Origin of the sequence: Tersicoccus solisilvae (assembly GCF_014643255.1) — a bacterium.
GTDB classification, from domain to species: Bacteria; Actinomycetota; Actinomycetes; order Actinomycetales; family Micrococcaceae; genus Tersicoccus; species Tersicoccus solisilvae.
In genome coordinates this window covers 13,236-36,466 of the sequence record NZ_BMJI01000017.1, presented here as the reverse complement: position 1 = coordinate 36,466, position 23,231 = coordinate 13,236, and the positions used below count along the sequence as shown (strand labels likewise).

The following is a 23,231-nucleotide window of genomic DNA, read 5'->3' as shown; positions in this document are numbered from 1 at the left end:
GCCTAGCCGGTGACCAGCGCCGCCGTCGCCTCCGCGATGGCTCGCTCCTCATCGGTCGGGACCACCAGCACCGGGATGGCCGAGTCCTGCCCGCTGATCCGTCGGGCGTCCTTCGCCCGGGCGTCGTTGGCGTCCGCGTCCAGCGTCACCCCCAGCGCCCCGAGACGCCCGACCACACGGGCCCGGAAGCCGGCCGCGTTCTCCCCGATGCCGGCGGTGAACACGATGGCCCGGGCGCCGCCGACCGCCACGTGGTACGCCCCGATGTACTTGGCCAGCCGGTAGCTCGCGACGTCCAGGGCCAGCTCCGCGTTCCGGTCGCCGTCGCGCGCGGCCTCGTCCACGGCCCGCATGTCCGCCTTCCCGGAGAGCCCCTTCAAGCCGGACTCCTTGTTCAGCAGCCGGTCCATCTCCTCCGCGGTGTACTTGCCGCGCACGATCAGCTGGGTGATGACGGACGGGTCGACGTCGCCGGACCGGGTGCCCATCACGAGTCCCTCCAGCGGCGTGTAGCCCATCGACGTGTCGACGCTGACGCCGTCCCTGATGGCGGTCACCGACGCGCCGTTGCCCAGGTGCGCGATCACCGCGGCGAAGGAGCCCCGGTCGACGCCGAGGAAGGCCGCAGCGGCACCGGTGACCAGGTCGTGGCTGGTGCCGTGGAACCCGTACCGGCGCACCCCGTGCTCCGCATAGAGGGAGTCCGGCAGCGCGTACCGCCACGCGTGCTCGGGCAGGGTGCGGTGGAACGCGGTGTCGAAGACGGCGACCTGCGGCAGGTCCGGCAGCGAGTGGGTGATGGCGCGGATCCCGAGCACCGCGGCGGGGTTGTGCAGCGGGGCGAGCGGGGAGAGCCGCTCGATCTCGCGCGTGATCTCGTTGGTGATCCGCACCGGCCCGGAGAACCGCTCCCCGCCGTGCACCACCCGGTGCCCGACGGCGTCCAGGGCCCGGCCGCCCAGCTCGTCATCGAGCCGGTCGGTGAGCAGGTCGAGGGCGTGCTGGTGGTCGGGCACCTCCGCCTCGCCGATCCGCTCGATCAGGCCCGAGGTGACGACCTCGCCGCCGCCGTCGTCCCCGGCGTCGGGGACCTGCCGCACCTGGTACTTGACGGAGGACGAGCCGGAGTTCAGCACGAGCACGAGCATGGTGGCCTCTCGATCAGTCGGTGGGGGAGGTTGCGGTCCGGGTGTCGGTCTGGCCCTGGATGGCGGTGATCGCCACGGTGTTGACGATGTCCTCCACCGTGCAGCCGCGGGAGAGGTCGTTGACCGGCTTGCGCAGCCCCTGCAGCACGGGCCCGACGGCGACCGCTCCGGAGGACTGCTGCACCGCCTTGTAGGTGTTGTTGCCGGTGTTCAGGTCCGGGAAGATGAAGACGGTGGCCTGGCCCGCCACCGTGGAGCCCGGCAGTTTCGAGGCGGCGACGGAGGCGTTGACCGCGGCGTCGTACTGGATCGGTCCCTCGACGGCCAGATCCGGCCGCTGTTCCCGCACCAGCTCGGTGGCACGCCGCACAGCATCGACGGCGCCGCCCGCGCCCGAGCCGCCGGTCGAGTAGGAGAGCATCGCGACCTTGGGGTCGACGCCGAACTGGGCGGCGGTCTGCGCCGAGGCCAGGGCGATGTCGGCGAGCTGCTCCTCGTCCGGTTCCGGGTTGACCGCGCAGTCCCCGTACACGAGCACCCGGTCGGCCAGCAGCATGAAGAACACGCTGGAGACGATCCGCACGTCCGGCCGCGTCTTGACGAACTCGAGGGCCGGCCGGATGGTGTTCGCCGTCGTGTGCGCGGCGCCGGAGACCATGCCGTCCACCTCGCCGAGCTGGACCATCATGGTGCCGAAGTACGAGCCGTCCAGCATCACCTCCCGCGCCCGGGCGAGGTCGACGCCCTTGTGGGCGCGCAGCCGCGCGTATTCCTCCGCGAACCGCTCCCGCAGCTCGCTCGTGGCGGGGTCGATGACGGTCAGCCCGGTCAGGTCCACGCCCTCCCGGGCGGCGACGTCGCGCACGTCCTGCTCGGGGCCGAGCAGCGTCAGGTCGCACACGTCGCGGCGGTGCAGGATCTCCGCGGCGTGCAGGATGCGCGGGTCGGTGCCTTCGGGCAGCACGATGTGGCGGCGCTGCGAGCGGGCCCGTTCGATCAGGCCGTGCAGGAACCGCAGGGGCGTCATCTTCTCCGGCCGGGGCAGGTCGAGGCGGGCGAGCAGCTCGGAGCCGTCGACCTGCCGGTGCCACGCCCCGAGCGCGGCCGCGATCTTGCGCGGCTGCCCGGTGGCCAGGTCGCCCTGCACCTGCACCACCTGCCGGGTGGTCGTGAAGGTGTCCGCGGTGGAGAGGAAGACGGGGAACGCGGCGTGGGTGAGCAGGCGCGTGACCAGCGGGTTCGGCGTCAGCCCATTGGTCAGGACCATGGCCGAGGGCACGGGGAACTGCGGCGTCATCGCCGACGCGGTCGCGGCGAGGATGGCGTCGGACCGATCCCCGGAGACGATGACGAGGTTGCCGTCGTCGAGCACGCTGAGGAAGTTGCCGCCCTCCATGGACGCGACCTTGACACCACTGATGTCGCGGGTGGGACCCTCCGGGCCGGTGACGCGCTCCAGCTTGAGCGCCCGCTCCATCTCGACCACGGACGGCAGCCCGAGCGAGGGGATCTCCGGGATCACATAGACGGGGCGCCGGGTGCTGCCGGGGCGCACGGTCGCCATCACGGCGTCCACGTCGTCCGCGTCCACGCGGTTGACCAGCATCGCGAGGACGGACACGTTCTCGGACTGCAGGCTGCGCCGCGCGACGTCGACGGCGTCGGCGGTCTCCTCGACCGTGCGCCCCCGGCCGGAGACGACGCCGACGACGTGGCAGCCGAGGTTGTTGGCGAGCCGGCCGTTCAGGTCGAACTCGACGGCCGCGTCCTGCCCGGAGAGGTTGGTGCCCTCGACCAGGACGATGTCGCACTCCCGGGCGATCTCCCCGAACAGGGCGACCGAGCGGGCGTCGATCTCGTCCCGCTCCCCGGCGATCAGCAGGGCGCGGGCGTCCTTCGCCGTCATCCCGGCGCGGGCGGTGGCCTCCGTCAGCCCGAAGGAGGAGCGCATCAGCGCCACCATCGAGTCCTCCGCCGGGCTCGCGGCCGGGGTGATCGGCCGGAAGAACCCGATCCGGTCGGCCCGCTTGTACAGCGAGTCCGCCAGACCGAGGGAGACGAGGTTGAGGCCGGCGCCCTGCGTCATGGCGCTGACATAGATCCCGCGTGCCATGGTGCTCCTTCGCTCGATTGCCCCCATTGTTGCAGCCGATGCCGCGGCCCGGGCCGGGCGGGCGAGGGGTGGCCACCGGTGACACACTGGGACGCATGATCGTCGCCTTCTCCGTGTCCCCCGCCGGCACCCCGTCCGATCCCGCACTGCGTGCCGGTGAGGGCGACGCGTCCGTGCACACCGCCGTCGCCGAGGCCGTCCGGATCGTCCGCGAGTCCGGGCTGCCGAACCACACCAGCTCGATGTTCACCGAGATCGAGGGGGAGTGGGACGAGGTGATGGACGTCGTCAAGCGCGCCACCGAGGCCGTGGGCCGCTACGGCAGCCGGGTCTCCCTCGTGCTCAAGGCCGACATCCGGCCCGGTCACACCGGGGAGCTCACCGGCAAGGTGGAGCGGGTCGAGGGGCTGCTGGCGGACGGGTCGCCGGCGTGAGCCGAGCGGCCCGCCGCCCGACGACGCGATGACGGCCTCCCGCTGATGGCCCGCCGTCGCGGGCGCCGCGACGCCGAGGCGTCGACGAAGATCGCCGCGGACGACGTCGGACCGGTCGCCGGCGTCTACCCGATCGACACCGGCACCGCCGAACTGGTGCCCGACCCCTACCGGGACGGCGCCTGGCAGCTGCTCGTCAACGGCGTCCTCTCCTCCCACTGGGTGCCGGGCGAGCCGGCCGAGCTGGACTTCGAGTACATGCGGTGGATCGCCGCGCTGCTGCGGGACCGGTTCACCGACGGATCAGCCCCCCTGCGCCTGCTGCACCTGGGCGGGGCCGGCTGCTCGCTGGCCCGCTGGGCGAACGCCGTCTACCCGGCCAGTCGGCAGGTCGTCGTCGAGATCGACGCCGCGCTCGCCGCCCTGGTCCGCGACCGGTTCGACCTGCCGCGCGCCCCGATGCTCCGGCTGCGGGTGGGGGAGGCCCGCGCCGTCACCGAATCGCTGACCCCGGGCACGCGCGACGTCGTCATCCGGGACGTGTTCGCCGGGGCCGTGACCCCCGAACCGTTGACGACGCTCGAGTTCACCCGGGCGGTCGACGCGCTGCTCGCTGCGGGCGGCGTCTATGTCGCCAACTGCGGGGACCGCCCGGACCTCGCGCTCGCCCGTGGGGAGGCCGCGACCATCGCCGCCGTCTTCGAGCACACCGTGGCCATCGCGGACCCGCCGATGTTCAAGGGCCGCCGCTGGGGCAACATCATCCTCGCCGGCTCGCACGCCCCGCTCGAGCCGTCCCCGGCGCTGCGGCGGACGCTGCTGACCGATGCCGTGCCGGCCCAGGTGTGGGACGACGCCCAGGTGCGCCGCTTCGCGGCCGGCTCCCGCCCGCGCGTCGACTGATTCCCGGCCCGCTCGACAGATCCCACCACATCCCTAGGCTGGAAGGGCGGTCCGGCACCGACGCCGGACGCGCTGAAGACCCAGACTCGACAGAGATGAGGGTGCAGGGATGAAGGCATGGCAGTTCACCGGAACCGGGAAGCCGCTGGAACTGAACGAGGTCGAGGAGCCGCACGCCGGCCCCGGGGAGGTGGTCGTCGACGTCAAGGCCTCCGGCGTCTGCCACTCGGACGTGACCACCCTGGACGACCCGGGGTGGATGGCCCTCTTCCAGCACGGCCTGCCCCGCACCATGGGGCACGAGTCCGCCGGTGTCATCAGCGAGGTCGGCGAGGGCATGGACCACTGGACGGTCGGCGACCGCGTCGGCCTCGCGCCGGTGATGTCCGACGGCGACGCCCTCGGCTACGGCAAGTGGGACGGCGGCTTCGCCCCGAAGCTGCGCGCCACCGACGACAACCTGGTCGCGCTGCCCGACGAGGTGCCGTTCGACCTCGGGGCGATGGCCACCGACGCCGGGCTGACCGCCTACCACGCCATCATGGCGGTCGGCGGGGCGACGGAGGGGATGAAGGTCGGCGTCATCGGCCTCGGCGGCCTCGGCTACATCGGTGCCCGGTCCGCGGCGCTGTCCGGCGCGAAGGTCTACGGTGCCGAGGTCAATCCGAAGACCCGCGAGCTGAAGGACGAGATCGGTCTGGTGGACGTGGCCGAGTCGATCGACGCCTTCAAGGACGAAGGCCTCGAACTGATCGTCGACTACGCCGGGTTCGGCACGACGACGTCGGCGGCCATCGAGGCGCTCGCAGAGTACGGCACGCTCGTCCAGGTCGGCATGGGCCGGCTCGAGTCGACCATCAACACCTACCCGATCATCATCAACCAGCTCACCATCAAGGGGTCGAAGTCCGGGACGAAGGACGACCTCGCCGGCATCTACGAGTTGATGCGGTCGGGTCAGCTGACCCCGCCGATGAACCACATCACCCAGGCGGACATCCCCGACGCGATCGACAAGCTCCGCGCCGGCGGCGTGATCGGCCGCTTCATCGCCATGTACGACTGACCGCGACCGGCTCGACGGCGTCCCCGGCCGGCCGACCGCGCCGTCACTGCGCCAGCAGCACGTCCCGCATCCGGTCCACCTGCGCGCGGAGTTCGGTCACGAAGGCCGCGACGGCCGGCTGCCGCAGCGCCTCCCGGCGGCTGACCAGCCAGTACCCGAGCGTCTCGGAGACCTCGGCCGGGAACAGCCGGACCAGGTCGTCGTGCCGGTCGGCGATGAAGCACGGCAGCAGCCCCAACCCGGCACCGCCACGGGTCGCCTCCACGTGCACGAACACGTTGGTCGACGTCAGCGCGTCCCGCATGGCCGGCAGGATCCGCGGGGCGGCGTCCAGGGGGTCCACGCTGAGCATCGAGTCGATGAAGTAGACCAGCGGGGCGCCCGTCAGCTCCGCGACCGTCTCCGGTGTCCCGTGCTCCGCCAGCCAGGCCCGGGACGCGTAGAGGCCGAGCCGGTAGTCGGCGAGCCACAGCGCCTCCGCCCGGCGCACCTCCGGCTTGCCCACCACGACCTCCAGGTCCAGGCCGGTCCGGTGCTGCAGGGCGCGGCGCGTGGTGGTGACCACCTCGAGGGAGATGCCGGGGTGCCGTCGACGCAGCCGGGTGACCGCGGGCGGGACGACGAGGGCGCTGAAGCCGTCCGTCGCACTGATCCGGATCACCGCGCTCAGCGCCGGCGCCTCGCGGGTGCCGCGCAGCCGGGCGACGGCGGCCTCGACCTGTTCGGCCTCCGCCAGCGCGGACCGGCCCAGCTCGGTCAGCTCCCACCCCGAGGGCGAACGCGCGAGCAGCCGGCCGCCGAGCCGTCGCTCCAGTGCCGCCACCCGACGGGACACCGTCGTGTGGTTCATGCCCAGGTCGTCGGCGGCGGTGACGTACGTCCCGGACCGGGCGACGGCAAGGAAGACGAGCAGGTCATCTGCAATCGGGAGAGGCGTGGGTCCGGCGACGGCGGTCATGATCTGCATTCTTGCAGATCCTCTGTGCCCGGCTGGTCATTGCCCCGCGCCCCGGTCGTCTCCCTACACTGCTGGTCAGTCGGTGGTGTGGATCACACCGGCCGCCCCCTCCGGAGAACCCGGCCCGGGCCACCCTCGCACCGGCGTCGATGGCGATGTCGACAGGAGTACACATGAGCACCCAGAGCAACCTGGCGGATGCGTCCGCCCGGCGCGACCCCAACCCGGACCGGCGGGACCTCCGGCGCGTCGTCGCCGCCTCGATGGCGGGCACCGTCGTGGAGTGGTACGAGTTCTTCCTCTATGCCTCGGCCGCCGCCCTCGTCTTCAACAAGACCTTCTTCCCCCAGGGCACCAGCGAGATCGACGGCTTCATCCAGATCATGCTCACCTACGCGGTGGGCTTCATCGCCCGGCCGCTCGGCGGCATCGTCTTCGGCCACTTCGGGGACAAGTTCGGGCGCAAGCACCTGCTCCAGCTCTCCATCATCCTGGTCGGCGTCTCGACCTTCCTGATGGGCTGCCTGCCCGACTTCTCGGTGATCGGCTACGCCGCGCCCGTGCTGCTGGTCGTGCTGCGCTTCCTGCAGGGCTTCGCCGTCGGCGGCGAGTGGGGTGGCGCCGTCCTGCTGGTCGCCGAGCACGCGCCCAACCGGCGCCGCGGCTTCTGGGCCGCGTGGCCGCAGGCCGCCGTGCCCGGTGGCAACCTGCTCGCCACCCTCGTGCTGTGGATCCTCTCGTCCACGCTCACCAGCGCCCAGTTCCTCGGCTGGGGCTGGCGGATCGCGTTCTGGCTCTCGGCCGTCATCGTCGTCATCGGCTACTACATCCGCACTCGGATCACGGACGCCCCGATCTTCCAGGAGGTCCAGAGCGAGGTCGAGGAGTCGAAGGCCCAGTCCTACGGCGTCGCCGAGGTGTTCCGCCGCTACCCCAAGGGCGTGTTCGGTGCCATGGGCCTGCGGCTGGCCGAGAACATCATGTACTACCTGGTGGTCACGTTCTCCCTCTTCTACCTGACGCAGCTGAAGGTCAACACCGCCGAGATCCTCGGGCTGATGTTCATCGCCCACGCCATCCACTTCATCACCGTGCCGGTGTGGGGCGGGCTGACCGACCGCGTGGGTCGGCGCCCGGTGTACGCCGTCGGTGCCGTCCTCTCGGCCACCTGGGGGTTCTTCGCCTTCCCCATGTTCGACACCCGCAGCACCTTCGTCATCCTCGCCGCCATCGTGATCGGCCTGCTGTTCCACGGCCTGATGTACGCCGGCCAGCCGGCCATCATGGCCGAGATGTTCCCGACCCGGATGCGCTACTCCGGCGTCTCGCTGGGCTACCAGGTGACGTCGCTGATCGCCGGTTCGCTGGCGCCGACCATCGGCGCGTGGCTGCTCAAGGACTTCCACTCCTCGGTGCCGATCGCGATCTATCTCGCGATCGCCTGCGTCATCACCCTCGCCGCCGTCGCGTGGATCAAGGAGACGCGGGGCATCTCCCTGCACGACGTCGACGACGAGGACCGGGAGCGCCTGCTGGCCGAGAAGGGAACCGTGTGAGCACCACCGACCACCCCACCACCGCCCTCGCGCCCGCCGCGGCCGCCGACCTGACCGGGCGCACCGCCCTGGTCACCGGCGCCGCGAGCGGGATCGGCGCCGCCATCGCCCGCGCCCTGGCCGGCCAGGGCGCCCACGTCATCGCCGCCGACCGGGACGACGCCGGCGCCCGGGAGGTGGCCGACGCGACGGGCGGCACGCCCTGGACCGTCGACCTGGCCGACCTCGACGCCCTCGCCCGGCCGCCGGCGGACGGCGCGATCGACATCCTCGTCAACAACGCCGGCATCCAGCGGGTCAGTCCGATCGAGGAGTTCGACCCCGCCGACTTCCGGCGGATCATCACCCTCATGCTCGAGTCCCCGTTCATGCTGATCCGCGCGGCGCTGCCGCACATGTACGCGCGGGGCTGGGGCCGGATCCTGAACATCTCCTCGGTGCACGGCCTGCGGGCGTCGGCCTACAAGAGCGCGTACGTCGCCGCCAAGCACGGGCTCGAGGGACTCTCCAAGGTCACCGCCCTGGAGGGTGGCCCGCACGGCGTGACCAGCAACTGCATCAACCCGGCCTACGTGAACACGCCGCTCGTGCAGCACCAGATCGCCGACCAGGCGAAGCTGCACGGCCTGGCCGAGAACGAGGTGGTCGAGAAGATCATGCTCACCGAGAGCAGCATCAAGCGGCTGGTGGAGCCCGACGAGGTGGCATCGTTGGCGCTGTGGCTGGTCTCCGAGCACGCGGGGATGGTGACCGGCGCCTCGTACACGATGGACGGCGGATGGAGCGCACGGTGAGCCAGACCAGCACGAGTGAGGAGTCGCTCACCCAGCGACCCGGCAGCAAGGTGGTCGGCACGGTGGAGGAGGCCGTCGCGGGCATCGGCGACGGCGCCCTCCTCGCCGTCGGCGGCTTCGGCCTCTGCGGCGTGCCGCAGGTGCTCATCGACGGAGTGCTCGCCTCCGGAGCCACCGACCTGGCCATCGCGTCCAACAACTGCGGCGTCGACGAAGCGGGACTCGGCGTGCTGCTGATGGCCGGCCGGATCCGCAAGATGTTCTCCTCCTACGTGGGCGAGAACAAGGAGTTCGCCCGTCAGTTCCTCTCCGGCGAGCTCGAGGTCGAGCTGATGCCGCAGGGCACGCTGGCGGAGAAACTGCGCGCCGGCGGCTCCGGCATCGCGGCGTTCTTCACCCAGGCCGGCGTCGGCACGCAGATCGCCGAGGGCGGGCTGCCCCGCAAGTACGACGCCGACGGCGGCATCGCCGTCGCCTCGCCGACGAAGGAGGTGCGCGAGTTCGACCACGGCGGCAACACCACGGAGTTCGTGCTCGAGGAGGCGATCGTCGCGGACTTCGCCCTCGTGCACGCGCTGAAGGCGGACGTCTACGGCAACCTCGTGTTCAACAAGGCGGCCCGGAACTTCAACCCGCTGGCGGCGATGGCGGGGAAGGTGTGCATCGTCCAGGCCGAGGAGGTCGTCGGGCCGGGTGAGCTGGACCCCGACGAGATCCACCTGCCGGGCGTCTACGTGCACCGGATCCTGCCGGTCGGCACCGACATCGCCAAGCCGATCGAGAAGCGCACGGTGACTGCCGCGGACACGGACGCGCGCGAAGGAGGGAACTGAGATGGCCTGGACTCGCGAGCAGATGGCGGCCCGCGCGGCGGAGGAGCTGCCCGACGGCGCGTTCGTCAACCTCGGCATCGGGCTGCCGACGCTGGTGCCGAACTACATCCCCGAGGGCCGGTTCATCATGTTCCAGTCCGAGAACGGCATCCTCGGCGTCGGGCCCTACCCCACCGAGGACGCCGTCGACCCCGACCTGATCAACGCCGGCAAGGAGACCGTGACGACCCTGCCGGGCGCCTCGTTCTTCGACTCGGCGGTCAGCTTCGGCATGATCCGCGGCGGCAAGATCGACGTCGCCATCCTCGGCGGCATGCAGGTCTCCGCCACCGGTGACCTGGCGAACTGGATGATCCCCGGCAAGATGGTCAAGGGCATGGGCGGCGCCATGGACCTGGTGCACGGCGCCAAGCACCGGATCGTGCTGATGGACCACTGCGCCAAGGACGGCTCCCCGAAGATCCTGACGGAGTGCGACCTGCCGCTGACCGGCGCGAAGGTCGTCAACCGGATCATCACCGACCTCGGAGTGCTCGACGTCACCGACGACGGGCTGGCGCTGGTCGAGCTGGCCCCGGACGTCACGGCGGAGCAGATCCGGCAGCGGACGGGCGCCCCCGTCACCGACTGAAACCAGCTCGCCGAACGCGACAGGTCCCGGTTCCCCGCGGGGAACCGGGACCTGCCGCGCGTGGGCCGTGCCTCGTCAGGAGATGCCGGCCACCTGCTGGATCGCGCCGACGGCGAAGAACAGGACGAACGCCCCGGCCACCACGTACATCAGCGGGTGCACGTCCCGGCCGCGGCCCTGCACCAGCCGGATCAGCGTGTAGGTGACGAAACCGGCGCCCAGGCCGTTGGCGATGGAGTAGGTGAACGGCATCAGGGCGAAGGTGAGGAACGCGGGCAGCGCGATCCCGACGTCCGTCCAGTCGATCCGCCCCACCTGGGAGGCCATCATGAAGCCGACGACGACGAGGGCCGGGGCCACCGCCTCGAACGGCACCAGGTAGATCAGCGGCGTCAGGAACATGGCGAGCAGGAACAGCACCCCGGTGACGACGTTGGCGAACCCGGTGCGGGCGCCCTCGCCGATGCCGGCGCCCGACTCGACGAAGATCTGGTTGGACGAGACCGAGGCGCCGCCACCGGCCACCGCACCGAGCGCGTCGACCATCAGCACCCGGTTCACCCGCGGCAGGTTGCCGCGCTCGTCGGTCAGGCCTGCCTCGTTGCCCAGACCCACCATGGTGCCCATCGCGTCGAAGAAGATGCTGAGCAGGATGACGAAGGCCAGCAGCAGGGCCGAGACGCCGCCCAGGTGCGCGAACGAGCCGAAGAGGCTGACGTTGCCGATCAGGCTCAGATCCGGAGCGGACCACGCGGGCATTGACGGGACCACCAGGGACCAGCCCTGCTGGTTCGGTGGGGTGTCCGGGCCGAGGAACGTCGGCCCGATGTGGAACACGGCCTCGAGGATGTTGGCCAGCACCGTGGCCGCGATGATGCCGATCAGGATCGCGCCGCGCACCTTGCGCACCACCAGGGCGATGGTCAGCGCCAGGCCGAAGAGGAACACCAGGGTCGGCCAGCCGACGAGCTTGCCGTCGAAGCCGAGCCCGACCGGGACGGTGGTGCCCGCGGCGTCCGGGACACGCCGCACGAACCCGGCGTTGACCAGCCCGATCAGGGCGATGAACAGGCCGATACCGACGACGATCGCCGTCTTCAGGCCCTCGGGCACCGCCCGGAACACCGCCTCCCGGAACCCGGTGGCGACGAGGATGAGCATCGCCAGGCCGGCCAGGACGACGAGGCCCATCATGTCCGGCCAGGTCATGCCAGGGTGGGTGGCGACGGTGATGGAGACCAGCGCGTTGACGCCCAGGCCCGTCGCGATGGCGAACGGGTACCGGGCCCACAGCCCCATCAGCAGCGTCATGATGCCGGCCACGAGGGCGGTGACCGCCGCGACCCGGGGAATGCCGAGCATGGTGCCGGCCGAGTCCGGGCCGGCGAGGATCAGCGGGTTCAGCACGACGATGTAGCTCATCGCGAAGAAGGTGGCCAGCCCGCCGCGGACCTCGCGGGAGACGGTCGAGCCGCGCTCGGTGATGTGGAAGAACCGGTCGAAGCGGCCGCGGGGCCGCACCGTCGTACCGGTGCCCGCGCCGGTTCCGCTGCCGGCCGGTGCCGGTGAATGTCCGCTCATGCTGGTGGTCCTCCGCCCGTGCCGAGTGCTCATGAATCGTAACCGTTCGATCACGGCGGAGATCGGTCCTGCCGGACGAGCGTGACGAACACCTCACGGCGCGGTGGAGCGACGGTACCCTCGGACCAGGAGCACGACCGTCGAGCGGGCGGTCGAGCGGATCACGGAGAGCGAGGATGCCATGACCGACCAGCCCCGAACCGGTACCCCCGAGCCCACGCCCGGGCTCGACCCCTCCGACCCCCTGCCGGTCGTCGTCGGCATCGACGGATCCGACCACAGCCTCGCCGCCCTGGCGTGGGCCGTCGGGGAGGCGCGGAGCAGACGGGCGCCCCTGGTCGCGGTGACCGCCTACAGCGTGCCGATCTTCGCCGCCTCCGGGATGGACGGCGGGTACGCCACCATCGACGACACCATCATCCGCGACGGCGCCGCGGCCGTGCTCGACTCCGCCCTCCAGGGAGCGGACACCGACGGGATCGAGGTGCACCCCGTGGTCGAGTCCGGCGACGCGGCCGGAGTGCTGCTCTCCTGGTCGGACCGGGCGCAGCTCGTCGTCGTCGGCTCCCGCGGGCGCGGCGGCTTCGTCGGCCGCCTGCTCGGTTCGACCAGCGGTGCCCTGCCGGCCCACGCCCACTGCCCGATCGTCACCGTCCCGCCCGCCGGGAAGCGGGCGCAGCGGGTGGAGGACGTCATCGTCTCCGCCGTCGACGGATCCGAGCACGCCCGGATGGCCGTCATCGTCGCCGCGGAGGAGGCGCAGCGCGCGGGGCTGCCGCTGCGGCTGCTGTGCGCGCTGCCGCCGATCACCGCCTCGATGGCCTGGGTGCCGGCCCCGCTGGACCGGGACGGCATGCGACAGGACGTGCACGAGCAGATGGAGGCCGGCACCCGCTGGCTCGCCCACCACTTCCCGGACCTGGACATCTCCTTCGAGATCCTCGACGGCGTCCCCGTGGACGTCGTCGTGGAGGCGTCCGCCTCGGCGACGCTCGTGGTGCTGGGCACCCGCGGCCGCGGCGGGTTCGCCGGCATGCTGCTGGGCTCGACCAGCCGTGGGGTGCAGGCGCACGCCCGTGGCCCGGTGATGGTCGTTCCGGACCGGGACGACCCCCGCCTGGCGGACCGCCCGTCCTACGGTCCGATGGCCTGACCGGCGGGTGTCACCGTCCGGTCGATCCGGCGGGCCTCAACGCCCGACGTCCCGGCGGCTGAACACGGCCACGGCCAGCCCGACGAGCAGGGCGCACGCCACCACCAGGGCCAGCACCACTGCGCCGTCGGCGCCGTTGGCCAGCGGATTCTGCCCGTACACCGCGTGGTACGGCGAGAACGCGTGCAGACCCTGCAGGTCCTCCGACTGGTTGCCCAGGGCGTTGAACACGTACCCCAGGACCGCGACGGCGGTGCCCGCGCCGATGCCCCACACGCGTCGTCCGGTGACCGCGCCCGCGACCAGCGCCGTCGTGCCGGTCAGCAGGGCCAGCAGGCCGAACTCGAGGCAGGTCCCCGCGAGGTGGCCGACGTCCAGGCCGAGCTGTGACGGCCCGTTGAGGACGAGCACGGTCACGAACACCACCAGCACCAGCACGGCGATCCGCACCACCAGGGCGGCGAAGCGCTCGAGCACCACCTGCGGGCGGGTCACGCCGTGGGCGAGCGTGAGTTCCAGTTGACCGGACTCCTCGTCACCGCCGACCGCCGCGGCACCCCACGCGATCACGGCGATCGTCGTCAGCACGAAGCCCATCAGCCCGAAGAAGGTGGACTGCGCGTAACCGGGCCCGGAGCCGATCTGGTCGTAGTTCAGGGTGCGGACCAGCTCCTTCGGCAGCGACGAGATCAGCTGCTGCATCTGCTGACCGCCGCCGATCGACGGATACAGCGGGAGGTAGAGGCACAGCGCCGCGACCAGCCCGACGCACCAGCCGGCGACCGAGCGCCAGCTGCTCTCCAGGGCCACCACGAACAGCGGCAGCACCTGACGGCCGCTCCCGCGGGCGTCCGCCCGGCTCAGTTCTCCCGTGCTCATCGTCCCGCCTCCGTCGTCTCGTGCTCGGTCGCCGGCCGCACCGTGCTGGACGGCGACGGGTCGAGCAGGTCCGGGCCCCGGTGGTCCGAGCCGCGCTGTTCGGGCCCGTGTTGATCAGGCCCGTAGAGCCGCAGCACCGCGTCCTGCAGGTCCGGCTCCTCGAGCACCAGGTCCGTCACGGGCAGTCCGGCCAGCGCGTGCAGCAGCGGCTGCACCGGACCGCCCGCCTCCGCCTCGACGTCGACCACGCCGTCCCGGGGGTGCAGCACGACGGACGTCAGGCCGGCATCCGCGAGCGCATCGTCCAGCGCCCGCCCGTCGCCGTCCCGCACCTGCAGCCGCACCCGGCGCACCGCCGAGCGGCGCAGGTGCTCGACACCGGCGACCTCGACGACGACCCCGTCCCGCAGGATGACGACGGCGTCGGCCGCTTCCTGGATCTCGCTGATCACGTGGGAGGAGAGCAGGACGGTGCGCCCCTCGTCCCGGGCCTGCCGGACCATGGCGAGGAACTCCCGCTGGATCAGCGGGTCGAGGCCGCTGGTCGGCTCGTCGAGGACCAGCACCTCCGGGTCGTGCATGAACGCCTGGATCAGGCCGAGCTTCTGCTTGTTGCCCTTCGAGAGCTTGCGCACCGGACGGTCCAGGTCCAGCCGCAGGCGGTCGGCGAGGTCCGCGATCCGACCGCGCGGGACCGGCCCGGAGACCGCGGCGTAGTGCGAGAGCAGGCGGCGCCCGCTGATCCGGCCCTGCAGGATCAGCTCGCCGGGGAGGTACCCGACGCGTCGGCGCAGCGCCGGCCCGCCGGTGCGGCTGTCCGTGCCGGCGAGGCTCGTCCGCCCGGAGGTGGGCCGGATGATGTCGAGCAGGATCCGCATCGTCGTCGTCTTGCCGGCGCCGTTCGGTCCGATCAGTCCGTACACGCTTCCGCGCGGCACGGCGAAGTCGACCTGCCGCAGGGCGTCGTGGCGGCCGAACCGCTTGGTCAGGCCGACCGCCTCGATGGCGTCGCCACCGACCGCGCCCGAGGCCGGTCCGGTGCCGGTGGCCGCCTGGGTGACGGCGGTCGTCGGGTGTGCGATGGCGGAGACGGGTCCGGCTCCGTCCGCACGGATGGTCTGCGCCGCGCCCGTCGGGTCGGGGGCGGCATGCTTGCCGTTCATCGTTGCTCTCCTGAGGTCGTCGCCGGCGCACCGGGACGGGTGCGCCCCTGGGGCGGGGCGGCAGCCGGGGACACGCGCGTGCCGCCGCGGCCGTCCACCCGCGAGGGTCGTCCGGGCGGCCCGGCGTCGGTGACGTCGGCGGGGTCGGCCGTCGCGGCGGCCGATTCCTGGGCCAGTCGCAGCACGGTGTCGTCGGTGTAGAAACCCGTCGTGTAGAGCTGAAGGGCCGGCATGCTGATCCGTCGCAGCAGGTCGGGTCCGTCGGGGTCGACGCCGAGGCTGCGGGCCAGGTGGGCGGGCGCGAGCAGCAGGCCGAGGCTGCCGGCGGCGATGTACACGGCCATCGCCCGGGGATCGGCCACGTCCTGGACGGAGCCGTCCGCGATGCCGGCCACCACGTACCGTTCGGTCTCGTCGATCATGGTGTCGACGAACTGGGCCCCCGTCGCCGTCCCCTCCATGATCGCGCGGGCCATGTAGTCCATCGGCAGCCGGTACCGGTCGGGATCGGCCTGGAACTGGGCCAGCACGGTGCGCAGGCCCTCGGTGGTGGCCTCGGCGCGGGCCTGACCGACGAACCAGCCGAGGACGTGCTCGTCGCACGCCTGCCGGAGCCCTTCCTTGCTGCCGAAGTGGTGGATGAGCAGGGCGGCACTGACGCCGGCGTCGCCGGCGATCGCCCGCACGGTCGTGCGGTGGAACCCGTCGCGGGCGAACCGGGTGACGGCGGCGTCGCGGATCCTCGCCCGGGTGGTGAGGTCGTCGTCGGCACCGGCGGCCGCGTGCATTGAACGCATGTTCAGCATGCTAAACACCTGTTCAACGAACGGCAAGACCGTCGGCGAGCCGATCGCGGGGTGGGTGGTGCGGTGTCTCCGGTGGGGAGCGTCAGTACCGGGCGGCGTAGCCGTAGGGCACCATGCCCGCCAGCTGGCTCAGGTCGTTGACCATGATCCCCTCGGTCGGGTTGAGCGCGTGCACGACCTTGTTGTTCCCCAGGTAGATGGCGATGTGGTAGAAACCCGGTCCGCTGCCGAACACCAGCAGGTCACCGTAGCGGGCCTGGGCGAGCGGGACCCGAGTCGGTGCGGCCCAGAACTGGTCGGTGCCGCCGCGGGGGACGTCGACGCCGGCGGCGCGGAACGCCTGCTGGACCAGCCCGGAGCAGTCGAACCCGACCGGCCCGTTGCCGCCCCACACGTACGTGCCCCCCACCTTCGAGAGCGCGTACTCGACCATGATGCGGGTCGTGTCCGCCGACGCTCCGGGCGCGGGCGCGGGATCCGGCGCGGGCTCCGGATCGGGCTGAGGAGCCGGAGCCGGAGCGGGGGCCACCGGCTCGGGTGCAGGTGCAGGTGCAGGTGCGGGTGCGGGTGCCGGAGCGGGCGCCACCGGTTCCGGAGCGGGCGTTCTGGTGGGTGCAGGTGCAGGTGCAGGTGCAGGTGCAGGTGCGGGAGCCCTGGTCGGCGCGGGCGCCGGCACCACCGCGGGCTCCGGCGTCGGCCGCGCGGTCGGCTGCTCCGTCGGCCGGTCGGCAGGTGTCGTGGTGGTCCGCGTCGTGGCGGGTGGTGCCGACCCGATGACGGCCGGGACGACAGCCGACGGGGACGGGGTCGGTGAGGGTGCGGTGGGGGCCGGCGTGGGCACCGGTGACGCCGGCGGCGTCGGGGGTGCCTGCGCGCGCGAAGCGGCCAGGGCGGCCGCCAGCGCCGCCTGCTGCCGCGCCCGCTCGAGCCCGGCCACGCGCGTCCGCTCGAGGTCGACGGTGGTGTTGCGCAGCTGCGCCAGTTGGACGATCAGGACCGTGCGCTGGCGAGCCTGCTCGGTGGCCTGGGCCTGTTGGGAGTCCGCGGCGGACTGCGCTCCGGTTCGTGCGGCGTCGGCTGCCGCGGAGGCATCCGCGGCCGCGCGGCGAGCGTCGTCGGCAGTCGCCCGCAGGGAGGCGGCCGAGCGAGCGGCACGGGTCGCGGTCTCGATGGTCCGCGTGCGGCGCTCGGCGAGCACGGCGGCGGTCGCGGCCTTCTCCAGATCGGCGACGGTGCCCCGCCCGGCCAGCAGGCCGGCGCCGGTCGGGCTGATCCCGGCGGTGCGGTACATGGTGCTGGCGAGACGCCCGGCGTCCGTGCGGGCGGAGCGGAGGGAGCCGGCGGCGTCGTCGGCAGCGGCCGTGGCGGCATCCGCCGCACGCTGGCGCTCCTGGCTGACCTGCAGGGCGGTCGTGTACCGATCCGCGGCCTGCAACGCCGTCACCAGAGCCGTCGCCGCGTCGGCCCGGGCGACGTCGAGCCGTCCCTCGATGCGACGCACCTGAACCGCGGTGGCGACCTCGTCCCCCTTCGCCCGGGCGATGTCCGCGGCACTGGGGAGGTCGTCGGTGGCGGGGGTGGCCGTGGCCGCATCGTCGGACGGTCGAGGCGCCGGGACGGCGGACGCCGGGGCGATCCCGGCCGTGAGCAGCAGCAGGCCCGCGGCGGCGCCGGCGACGGCGCGCGCCAGCGTGGCGGTGCGACGGGGTGCAGTGATCATGGGGTCCTCGATGCCGGTGACGACGGGGCATCGGCCGACGAGGAACCCGGGGGTCGTGACGGTCCTCGGACCACGACCTCCCCCGGAGCGCTCACGCGCTCCTGGACGTCCTGGTGGCTGACACCAGCAACGACAATAGGAACTCAGATATCACTTTGGCAACAGTTTCCCCATCAATAACATAAACAACATGCGTGTCATTTGCCGGGCAGGTCAGGCGGCGTGTCGCGCGATTGCCGGGAGATCGTCGTCTCAGCCCCAGCCGAGTTCCTCGAGCCGGTCGTCGTCGATACCGAAATGATGCGCGACCTCGTGCACCACCGTCGTGCGGATCTCGGCCACGACGTCGTCGGGCGTGCCCGCCAGCGCCAGGATCGGTCGACGGTAGATCGTGATGCGGTCCGGAAGTGAGCCCGCATCCCACCAGCTGTCCCGCTCGGTCAGCGGCGTGCCCTCGTAGAGGCCGAGCAGTCCGGCGTCCTCCGTGTCCTCGGGCTCCTCGGCGACGAACACGGCGACGTTGGACATCGCGGCGCGCAGGTCGTCCGGAATGTCCCGCAAGGCCATCCGCACGGCCAGATCGAAGTCCTCCTCGGACAGCTCCATCACCGGTCCATTCTCGCCCCCGGGCGACGGGTGCCGCGTCGAGCCCGCTGGCCGGTCCGTTTTGGCGGAACGGGCGCCGTCCCCTATGCTGATGGAGGTCCACAACGGGATGCCTCGCCGACGGGGAGTTCCTCCTCGCGCAGGATCCGTGCCGTGCCCGGGCCCCCATCGTCTAGTGGCCTAGGACACCGCCCTTTCACGGCGGCGACACGGGTTCGAATCCCGTTGGGGGTACCACGGAGATCCGGTGGATCTCCGTGCCCACCGGCTGGGGTAGGATGATGGTTCTGCCTCGGTGGGTACACCAAGGCCCTGTAGCGCAGTTGGTTAGCGCGCCGCCCTGTCACGGCGGAGGTCGCGGGTTCAAGTCCCGTCAGGGTCGCTCAGGCGGCGTCGGTCAGTGAGGAATCGCTGGGTCGGGGCCGTCGCGGCATATCGTCCGCGGTTCGCCGCGGCGTGGCCGGGCTCTGTAGCTCAGTTGGTAGAGCGTTCGACTGAAAATCGAAAGGTCACCGGATCGACGCCGGTCGGAGCCACCATCGTCGAGAAGCCCCCGGAATCGTCCGGGGGCTTCCGTCGTCTCCGGGCCCTCGGTGCCGCTCGGGACGCTGGCCGCAGGCACCCGTCGCGAGGAGGGTGAGCGTGCGCATCTCGGGTTTCAGTGACGTCTGCCTGCGGTCGATGATGCGCCTGGGTCTCGCCGGGGAGACGGGGATGACCAGCCGCGATCTCGCGCAGGCCATCCACGTCCCGTACACCCACGTGACCAAGGCCGTCGTCCGGCTGCGCGAGCTCGGTCTCGTCAACACCAGCCGCGGGCGCGGGGGAGGACTGCGCCTGACGGATGCCGCGGCGGAGGTGACCGTGGGATGGCTGATGCGGCGCCTCGAGCCGCGGCCGGACCCGATCGACTGCGACAACCCCGCCGCGCCCTGCCCGCTCCGGCAGGCCTGCAACCTGCGCACCGCGCTGCGGCGGGCGCAGGAGGAGTTCCTCCGGTCCCTCGACGGCGTCAGGATCGCCGATCTGTTCGCGCCGCCGACGTCGGGCCTGCTGCTCGAGATCGATCCCGGCTCGCCCGTCGGATGAGAGTCGGCGGATAACTTGTATCTATGATGCAAGTTATCCGCTGAACCCGCGACCGAGGAGCCTCCATGCTGTCGGACCACGCACGCCCCGTCATCGAAGCCACCCTGCCCGTGGTCGGTGAGAACATCGTCGAGATCGCCTCGCGCTTCTACCGCCACATGTTCGAGAACCATCCGGAACTGCTCGACGGGATCTTCAACCGCGGCAACCAGGCCGAAGGGGCGCAGCAGCAGGCCCTCGCGGGTTCGGTGGCGGCCTTCGCGTCCTTCCTCGTCAACCGGCCGGGCGAGCTGCCCGACCACCTGCTCAACCGGATCGCGCACAAGCACACGTCGCTGGGCATCTCGCCGGATCAGTACCAGATCGTGCACGACAACCTGATGTGGGCGATCGTCGACGTCCTCGGCGATGCCGTCACCCCCGAGGTGGCAGCGGCGTGGGACGAGGTGTACTGGCTGATGGCGAACGTCCTGATCAATCAGGAGCGTGGCCTCTACAGTGCCCGCGGGGTCCGGCCGAGCACCGTCTGGCGCGAGTGGGAGGTCGAGCAGCGGATCCAGGAGACCGACGACGTCGTCACCTTCATCGTCAAGCGGGTCGACGACCGGCTGGTCAAGGCGTCCCTGCCGGGGCAGTACGTCACCGTCAAGGCGCTGATGCCGGACGGGGTGCACCAGCCACGGCAGTACAGCCTCACCGCCGCCGACGACGGGGAGCACCGGCAGTTCTCGGTCAAGCGGGTGACCGGCGGTGGCAAGCCCGCCGGGGAGGTCTCCACCCTGCTGCACGACGACGTGGCGGTGGGTGATCGGCTCACGCTGTCCCTGCCGTACGGCGACGTCGTGCTCGACGACTCGGGCCGTCCGGTGGTCTTCGCCAGTGCGGGCGTGGGCATCACCCCGATGGCGGGCATGCTCTCCCACCTGGTGAAGGCGCACTCGGGACTGCCGATCACGGTGCTGCACGCCGACGCGCGGGAGCAGTCGTTCGCCCTGCGCAGCCAGGTGGACCGCGACGTCGCCGCCCTGCCGAACGCCAGCCTGCACCTCTGGTACGAGGACGGCCCCGAGAGCACCCTCGCGGCCGCATCCGTGCACGCGGGCTTCATGTCCGTGGACGACGTGGACCTGCCCGACGGGGCCGTCTACTACCTCTGCGGGCCGCTGCCGTTCATGCAGGCGCTCCGCAGTGCCCTGCTCGAGCGGGGCGTCCCGGCCGCGGACATCCAGTACGAGGTGTTCGGCCCGGACCTGTGGCAGGCCGACGTGGCCTGAGCCGGTTCGACGGCCCCGCCGTCGCCGCGACCGGGCCGGCGGTGTCCGGGCGGTGTTCCCTGCGGCCGGTGGCGACTCGGGATCGAGGGCCGGGTCAGCCTGCCGATCGCTGCTCGGCGGGCCGCCGACGCCGGGTGGCGTCGGCGACCTCGGGTCCCCGGTAGACCATGTCCATGGCGCCGATGCTCTCGCCGGGGGGCACGATCCGGTCGATGCGATCGAGCACCTCGTCCGAGAGTGCGAGGTCCATCCCGGCCAGGGTGTCGTCCAGTTGCTCCATCGTGCGCGGCCCGGCGATGGCGGAGGTGACGCCGGGATGGGCGATCGCGAACGCCATGGCCAGGTGCGTCAGCGCCACGCCGAGGTCATCGGCGAGGGTCACGAGCTCCTCCACGGCGGCGAGCCGGCGCTCGTCCCGGAAGTGGCGCATGCCGGTGCGGGTCGAACGGAAGTTGTCGTTCGCCTGCCCGGCGCGGTACCGCCCGGTCAGTGTCCCGCCCGCGAGGGGGCTGTAGACGAGGGTGCCCATGCCGTAGCGCTGGGTGACCGGCAGGATCTCCCGCTCGATCTCCCGGTCGAGGATCGAGTAGTTCGGCTGCTCGGTGCGGAACCGCTCGAAACCGCGGCGCTCGGACACCCCCTGCGCCTCGACGATCTCCGACCCGCGCATCGACGACGAGCCGATGGCGTGGACCTTGCCCTGCCGGACGAGGTCGGTCAGCGCGGAGAGGGTCTCGTCGATGTCCGTGTCGGGATCCGGGCGGTGCAGCTGGTACAGGTCGATGTGGTCGGTCTGCAGGCGGCGCAGTGATCGTTCCACGGCCTGCATGATCCAGCGTCGCGACGCACCGCGGTGGTTGACGTCGTCGTCCACGGGCCCCCAGAACTTGGTGGCGAGGACGACCTCGTCGCGGCGTCCCTTCAGGGCGATGCCGACGACCTCTTCGGAATCGCCGTAGCGATCGGCGGTGTCGACGACGTTGATGCCGGCGTCGAGGGCCCGCCGCACGATGGCGACGCCCTGGTCGCGGTCCGGATTGCCGAGCGAGCCGAGCATCATCGCGCCGAGGGCGTAGGGCGTGACCTTGATGCCGGTGCGGCCGAGGGTGCGGTACTGCATGGTCTGCTCCTGGTGGTGGGGTCGTGCGGGATGTCGTGGGGGGTGTCGTGCGGCCTGCTGGTGACCGTCGCTGACGGCGACCAGGATTCGGAACGATGTTCCGCTTCGGTGTTCGCTACTGTAGGTGGAACAACGTTCCGGCACAAGGGAGGCTCCGATGCCCGCGGTCTCGCGCACCACCGACGACGGCGCGGTCGAGCGTCGCCGCATGCGCGCCGATGCCCGGGGGAACGCCGATGCCCTCGTCGAGGCGGCGACGGCGGTGTTCGCGGAGGCGGGCGTCACCGCGCCGGTGCGCGCGATCGCCGAACGCGCGGGTGTCGGCGTCGGGACCCTCTACCGGCACTTCCCGCTGCGGTCCGACCTCATCTCGGCGGTGTTCCGGCGCGAGCTCGACGCGTGCGTCGACGCGGCGGAGGAGATGGAGACCGCACTGGCCCCGGGCGAGGCGCTCGACGCGTGGGTCATGCGCTTCACCGGATTCGTCGCGACCAAGCAGGGCCTCGCCGCCGCCCTGCACTCGGGGGACACGGCGTACGAGCCCCTCGCCGCGGCCTTCGCGACGCGCCTCGTGCCCACTCTCGAGCGGCTGCTCGCCGCCGCGCTGGACGCCGGGGACATCACCCGGCACGTCGACGCCGAGGATTTCCTCGCCGCCGTCGCGAACCTCTGCCACGGAGGCGGCCCGGCGTCGCGTGCGTCCGGCCGCGAGGCCCGCATGGTGCGCCTGCTCCTGGCGGGACTGCGGAGCCCGGCCGACTGACGGATCGGGTGGGTGCCGGTCTCGCTTCCGCCGCCCGGTCGATACGCTGGGGCCAGCCGACATCCGCACCGAACCGGAGGAGAACCGTGACCTCGCTCGAGAGCCGCGCGACCGCGCCGGCCGTTCCGCACCGGGACCGCCACGACGAGGACATGGCCGGCACGACGCAGATCGCCGACGCGGCCGCGGCGCGGATCGCCGCACTCGCCGCCCGCCGTGTCCCCGGGGTGCACACCCTGGGCGCCGGAACGCCCCGGGCGATCGGCGCGATCCGCGAGGCGGTCGGCGCCGACGACACCCGCAGCGGGGTCCGGGTCGAGCTGGGCAGCCGGCAGATCGCGGTCGACATCGTGCTCGTCGCCGAGTTCGGCGAGCCGCTGCGGGAGACGGCGGAGCTGGTGCGCGCCGCGGTGCACCACGACGTCGAGCGGCTCGTCGGCCTGCAGGTCACCGAGGTCAACGTCGAGATCGCCGACGTGCACGTGCCGGACCGCCACCTCGCCCGGGCGGAACGCCCCGACCTCGTCTGAACCCCGCAGCGGCTGCGGCTGCTCCTGCCCGGCGGCGTGTCCGGGGACCGGATCGGTCGAGACCGCCGGACGGGGACCCACCCTTCATCGAGCGGCAACGACGAACGGCCG

General features: G+C 72.1%; 22 protein-coding genes and 3 tRNA genes. 15 read left to right on the top strand and 10 right to left on the bottom strand.

Annotated features, from left to right (window positions below; genetic code table 11):
- Positions 1-2: 2 nt before the first annotated feature.
- The gene (locus tag IEX22_RS12050; protein WP_188668655.1) at positions 3-1,148 is read right to left on the bottom strand and encodes an acetate kinase; all 1,146 of its coding nucleotides are present in this window, start codon (positions 1,146-1,148) and stop codon (positions 3-5) included.
- 13 nt (positions 1,149-1,161) lie between these two features.
- Positions 1,162-3,261: a phosphate acetyltransferase gene (gene pta / locus IEX22_RS12045; protein ID WP_188668654.1), complete on the bottom strand. Its 2,100-nt coding sequence runs from the start codon at positions 3,259-3,261 to the stop codon at positions 1,162-1,164.
- Positions 3,262-3,356: 95 nt separating this feature from the next.
- Between pta and IEX22_RS12040 the strand changes: the two genes are divergently transcribed.
- From IEX22_RS12040 to IEX22_RS12030, 3 genes are all read left to right on the top strand, one after another.
- Complete coding sequence (locus IEX22_RS12040) at positions 3,357-3,695, top strand: thiamine-binding protein (protein WP_188668653.1); 339 nt, start codon at positions 3,357-3,359, stop codon at positions 3,693-3,695.
- Positions 3,696-3,740: 45 nt separating this feature from the next.
- Positions 3,741-4,598: a spermidine synthase gene (locus IEX22_RS12035; protein WP_188668652.1), complete on the top strand. Its 858-nt coding sequence runs from the start codon at positions 3,741-3,743 to the stop codon at positions 4,596-4,598.
- Positions 4,599-4,707: 109 nt separating this feature from the next.
- Positions 4,708-5,664 (top strand): zinc-binding dehydrogenase, encoded by a 957-nt coding sequence (locus IEX22_RS12030; RefSeq protein ID WP_188668651.1) that lies wholly within the window; start codon positions 4,708-4,710, stop codon positions 5,662-5,664.
- Between the two features lie 43 nt (positions 5,665-5,707).
- Here IEX22_RS12030 and IEX22_RS12025 read toward each other — a convergent pair whose 3' ends face one another.
- The gene (locus tag IEX22_RS12025; protein WP_188668691.1) at positions 5,708-6,622 is read right to left on the bottom strand and encodes a LysR family transcriptional regulator; all 915 of its coding nucleotides are present in this window, start codon (positions 6,620-6,622) and stop codon (positions 5,708-5,710) included.
- Positions 6,623-6,795: 173 nt separating this feature from the next.
- Here IEX22_RS12025 and IEX22_RS12020 point away from each other — a divergent pair, with 173 nt between their 5' ends.
- Genes IEX22_RS12020 through IEX22_RS12005 form a run of 4 tightly spaced genes read left to right on the top strand, consistent with a single transcriptional unit; the run spans position 6,796 to position 10,436 of the window.
- A complete protein-coding gene (locus IEX22_RS12020) occupies positions 6,796-8,178 on the top strand; it encodes an MFS transporter (protein WP_188668650.1) in 1,383 nt (460 codons plus the stop codon).
- Positions 8,175-8,972 carry a 3-hydroxybutyrate dehydrogenase gene (locus IEX22_RS12015; RefSeq protein WP_188668649.1) on the top strand — a complete coding sequence of 266 codons (798 nt, stop codon included), beginning with the start codon at positions 8,175-8,177 and terminating at the stop codon, positions 8,970-8,972. The genes IEX22_RS12020 and IEX22_RS12015 overlap by 4 nt, the downstream gene beginning before the upstream one ends.
- A gap of 50 nt (positions 8,973-9,022) precedes the next feature.
- A complete protein-coding gene (locus IEX22_RS12010; protein WP_229660004.1) occupies positions 9,023-9,805 on the top strand; it encodes a CoA transferase subunit A in 783 nt (260 codons plus the stop codon).
- Position 9,806: 1 nt separating this feature from the next.
- Positions 9,807-10,436, top strand: a complete 630-nt coding sequence (locus IEX22_RS12005) for a CoA transferase subunit B (protein WP_188668647.1) — start codon at positions 9,807-9,809, stop codon at positions 10,434-10,436.
- Positions 10,437-10,511: 75 nt separating this feature from the next.
- Here the strand turns inward: IEX22_RS12005 and IEX22_RS12000 are convergent, their stop codons facing one another.
- Positions 10,512-12,017, bottom strand: a complete 1,506-nt coding sequence (locus IEX22_RS12000; RefSeq protein WP_188668646.1) for an NCS2 family permease — start codon at positions 12,015-12,017, stop codon at positions 10,512-10,514.
- A gap of 181 nt (positions 12,018-12,198) precedes the next feature.
- Between IEX22_RS12000 and IEX22_RS11995 the strand changes: the two genes are divergently transcribed.
- A complete protein-coding gene (locus tag IEX22_RS11995) occupies positions 12,199-13,170 on the top strand; it encodes a universal stress protein (protein WP_188668645.1) in 972 nt (323 codons plus the stop codon).
- Positions 13,171-13,206: 36 nt separating this feature from the next.
- Here IEX22_RS11995 and IEX22_RS11990 read toward each other — a convergent pair whose 3' ends face one another.
- From IEX22_RS11990 to IEX22_RS11970, 5 genes are all read right to left on the bottom strand, one after another.
- Positions 13,207-14,049, bottom strand: a complete 843-nt coding sequence (locus tag IEX22_RS11990) for an ABC transporter permease subunit (RefSeq protein ID WP_188668644.1) — start codon at positions 14,047-14,049, stop codon at positions 13,207-13,209.
- Positions 14,046-15,212 (bottom strand): ABC transporter ATP-binding protein, encoded by a 1,167-nt coding sequence (locus tag IEX22_RS11985; protein ID WP_188668643.1) that lies wholly within the window; start codon positions 15,210-15,212, stop codon positions 14,046-14,048. The genes IEX22_RS11990 and IEX22_RS11985 overlap by 4 nt, the downstream gene beginning before the upstream one ends.
- A complete protein-coding gene (locus tag IEX22_RS11980; RefSeq protein ID WP_229659996.1) occupies positions 15,209-16,009 on the bottom strand; it encodes a TetR/AcrR family transcriptional regulator in 801 nt (266 codons plus the stop codon). Before IEX22_RS11980 ends, IEX22_RS11985 begins: the two co-directional genes overlap by 4 nt.
- Positions 16,010-16,100: 91 nt before the next feature.
- Entirely contained in the window at positions 16,101-17,738 is a 1,638-nt protein-coding gene (locus IEX22_RS16030) for a C40 family peptidase (protein ID WP_188668642.1), read from the bottom strand.
- A gap of 252 nt (positions 17,739-17,990) precedes the next feature.
- Positions 17,991-18,344 carry a metallopeptidase family protein gene (locus IEX22_RS11970; RefSeq protein ID WP_188668689.1) on the bottom strand — a complete coding sequence of 118 codons (354 nt, stop codon included), beginning with the start codon at positions 18,342-18,344 and terminating at the stop codon, positions 17,991-17,993.
- 161 nt (positions 18,345-18,505) lie between these two features.
- On the opposite strand from IEX22_RS11970, the gene IEX22_RS11965 reads away from it, so the two are divergent.
- The 5 genes from IEX22_RS11965 (at position 18,506) to IEX22_RS11945 (ending at position 20,707) form a co-directional block, all read left to right on the top strand.
- Positions 18,506-18,581, top strand: a tRNA-Glu gene (locus IEX22_RS11965).
- 71 nt (positions 18,582-18,652) lie between these two features.
- Positions 18,653-18,726: transfer RNA gene (locus tag IEX22_RS11960), tRNA-Asp, on the top strand.
- Between the two features lie 81 nt (positions 18,727-18,807).
- Positions 18,808-18,883 (top strand) — tRNA-Phe (locus tag IEX22_RS11955).
- Between the two features lie 103 nt (positions 18,884-18,986).
- Positions 18,987-19,433 (top strand): RrF2 family transcriptional regulator, encoded by a 447-nt coding sequence (locus IEX22_RS11950; RefSeq protein WP_188668641.1) that lies wholly within the window; start codon positions 18,987-18,989, stop codon positions 19,431-19,433.
- A gap of 65 nt (positions 19,434-19,498) precedes the next feature.
- Positions 19,499-20,707, top strand: a complete 1,209-nt coding sequence (locus tag IEX22_RS11945) for a globin domain-containing protein (RefSeq protein WP_188668640.1) — start codon at positions 19,499-19,501, stop codon at positions 20,705-20,707.
- A gap of 94 nt (positions 20,708-20,801) precedes the next feature.
- Here IEX22_RS11945 and IEX22_RS11940 read toward each other — a convergent pair whose 3' ends face one another.
- Complete coding sequence (locus IEX22_RS11940) at positions 20,802-21,827, bottom strand: aldo/keto reductase (protein ID WP_188668639.1); 1,026 nt, start codon at positions 21,825-21,827, stop codon at positions 20,802-20,804.
- A gap of 157 nt (positions 21,828-21,984) precedes the next feature.
- Here IEX22_RS11940 and IEX22_RS11935 point away from each other — a divergent pair, with 157 nt between their 5' ends.
- Both IEX22_RS11935 and IEX22_RS11930 read left to right on the top strand, forming a co-directional pair.
- Entirely contained in the window at positions 21,985-22,590 is a 606-nt protein-coding gene (locus IEX22_RS11935) for a TetR/AcrR family transcriptional regulator (protein WP_229659995.1), read from the top strand.
- 86 nt (positions 22,591-22,676) lie between these two features.
- On the top strand, positions 22,677-23,120 hold the full coding sequence (locus IEX22_RS11930) for an Asp23/Gls24 family envelope stress response protein (RefSeq protein ID WP_229659994.1): 444 nt from the start codon (positions 22,677-22,679) through the stop codon (positions 23,118-23,120).
- Positions 23,121-23,231 lie beyond the last annotated feature (111 nt).

Excerpts from the sequence above, each read along its gene's own strand:
- IEX22_RS12030 (WP_188668651.1), top strand. The coding sequence starts at position 4,708 with ATGAAGGCATGGCAGTTCACCGGAACCGGGAAGCCGCTGGAACTGAAC.
- IEX22_RS11985 (WP_188668643.1), bottom strand. The coding sequence starts at position 15,212 with ATGAACGGCAAGCATGCCGCCCCCGACCCGACGGGCGCGGCGCAGACC.
- IEX22_RS11990 (WP_188668644.1), bottom strand. The coding sequence starts at position 14,049 with ATGAGCACGGGAGAACTGAGCCGGGCGGACGCCCGCGGGAGCGGCCGT.
- IEX22_RS11935 (WP_229659995.1), top strand. The coding sequence starts at position 21,985 with ATGCCCGCGGTCTCGCGCACCACCGACGACGGCGCGGTCGAGCGTCGC.
- pta (WP_188668654.1), bottom strand. The coding sequence starts at position 3,261 with ATGGCACGCGGGATCTATGTCAGCGCCATGACGCAGGGCGCCGGCCTC.
- IEX22_RS12025 (WP_188668691.1), bottom strand. The coding sequence starts at position 6,622 with ATGACCGCCGTCGCCGGACCCACGCCTCTCCCGATTGCAGATGACCTG.
- IEX22_RS12000 (WP_188668646.1), bottom strand. The coding sequence starts at position 12,017 with ATGAGCGGACATTCACCGGCACCGGCCGGCAGCGGAACCGGCGCGGGC.
- IEX22_RS11940 (WP_188668639.1), bottom strand. The coding sequence starts at position 21,827 with ATGCAGTACCGCACCCTCGGCCGCACCGGCATCAAGGTCACGCCCTAC.
- IEX22_RS11995 (WP_188668645.1), top strand. The coding sequence starts at position 12,199 with ATGACCGACCAGCCCCGAACCGGTACCCCCGAGCCCACGCCCGGGCTC.
- IEX22_RS12050 (WP_188668655.1), bottom strand. The coding sequence starts at position 1,148 with ATGCTCGTGCTCGTGCTGAACTCCGGCTCGTCCTCCGTCAAGTACCAG.
- IEX22_RS16030 (WP_188668642.1), bottom strand. The coding sequence starts at position 17,738 with ATGATCACTGCACCCCGTCGCACCGCCACGCTGGCGCGCGCCGTCGCC.
- IEX22_RS12035 (WP_188668652.1), top strand. The coding sequence starts at position 3,741 with ATGGCCCGCCGTCGCGGGCGCCGCGACGCCGAGGCGTCGACGAAGATC.
- IEX22_RS11980 (WP_229659996.1), bottom strand. The coding sequence starts at position 16,009 with ATGCGTTCAATGCACGCGGCCGCCGGTGCCGACGACGACCTCACCACC.
- IEX22_RS11945 (WP_188668640.1), top strand. The coding sequence starts at position 19,499 with ATGCTGTCGGACCACGCACGCCCCGTCATCGAAGCCACCCTGCCCGTG.
- IEX22_RS11970 (WP_188668689.1), bottom strand. The coding sequence starts at position 18,344 with ATGGAGCTGTCCGAGGAGGACTTCGATCTGGCCGTGCGGATGGCCTTG.
- IEX22_RS12005 (WP_188668647.1), top strand. The coding sequence starts at position 9,807 with ATGGCCTGGACTCGCGAGCAGATGGCGGCCCGCGCGGCGGAGGAGCTG.
- IEX22_RS12020 (WP_188668650.1), top strand. The coding sequence starts at position 6,796 with ATGAGCACCCAGAGCAACCTGGCGGATGCGTCCGCCCGGCGCGACCCC.
- IEX22_RS12040 (WP_188668653.1), top strand. The coding sequence starts at position 3,357 with ATGATCGTCGCCTTCTCCGTGTCCCCCGCCGGCACCCCGTCCGATCCC.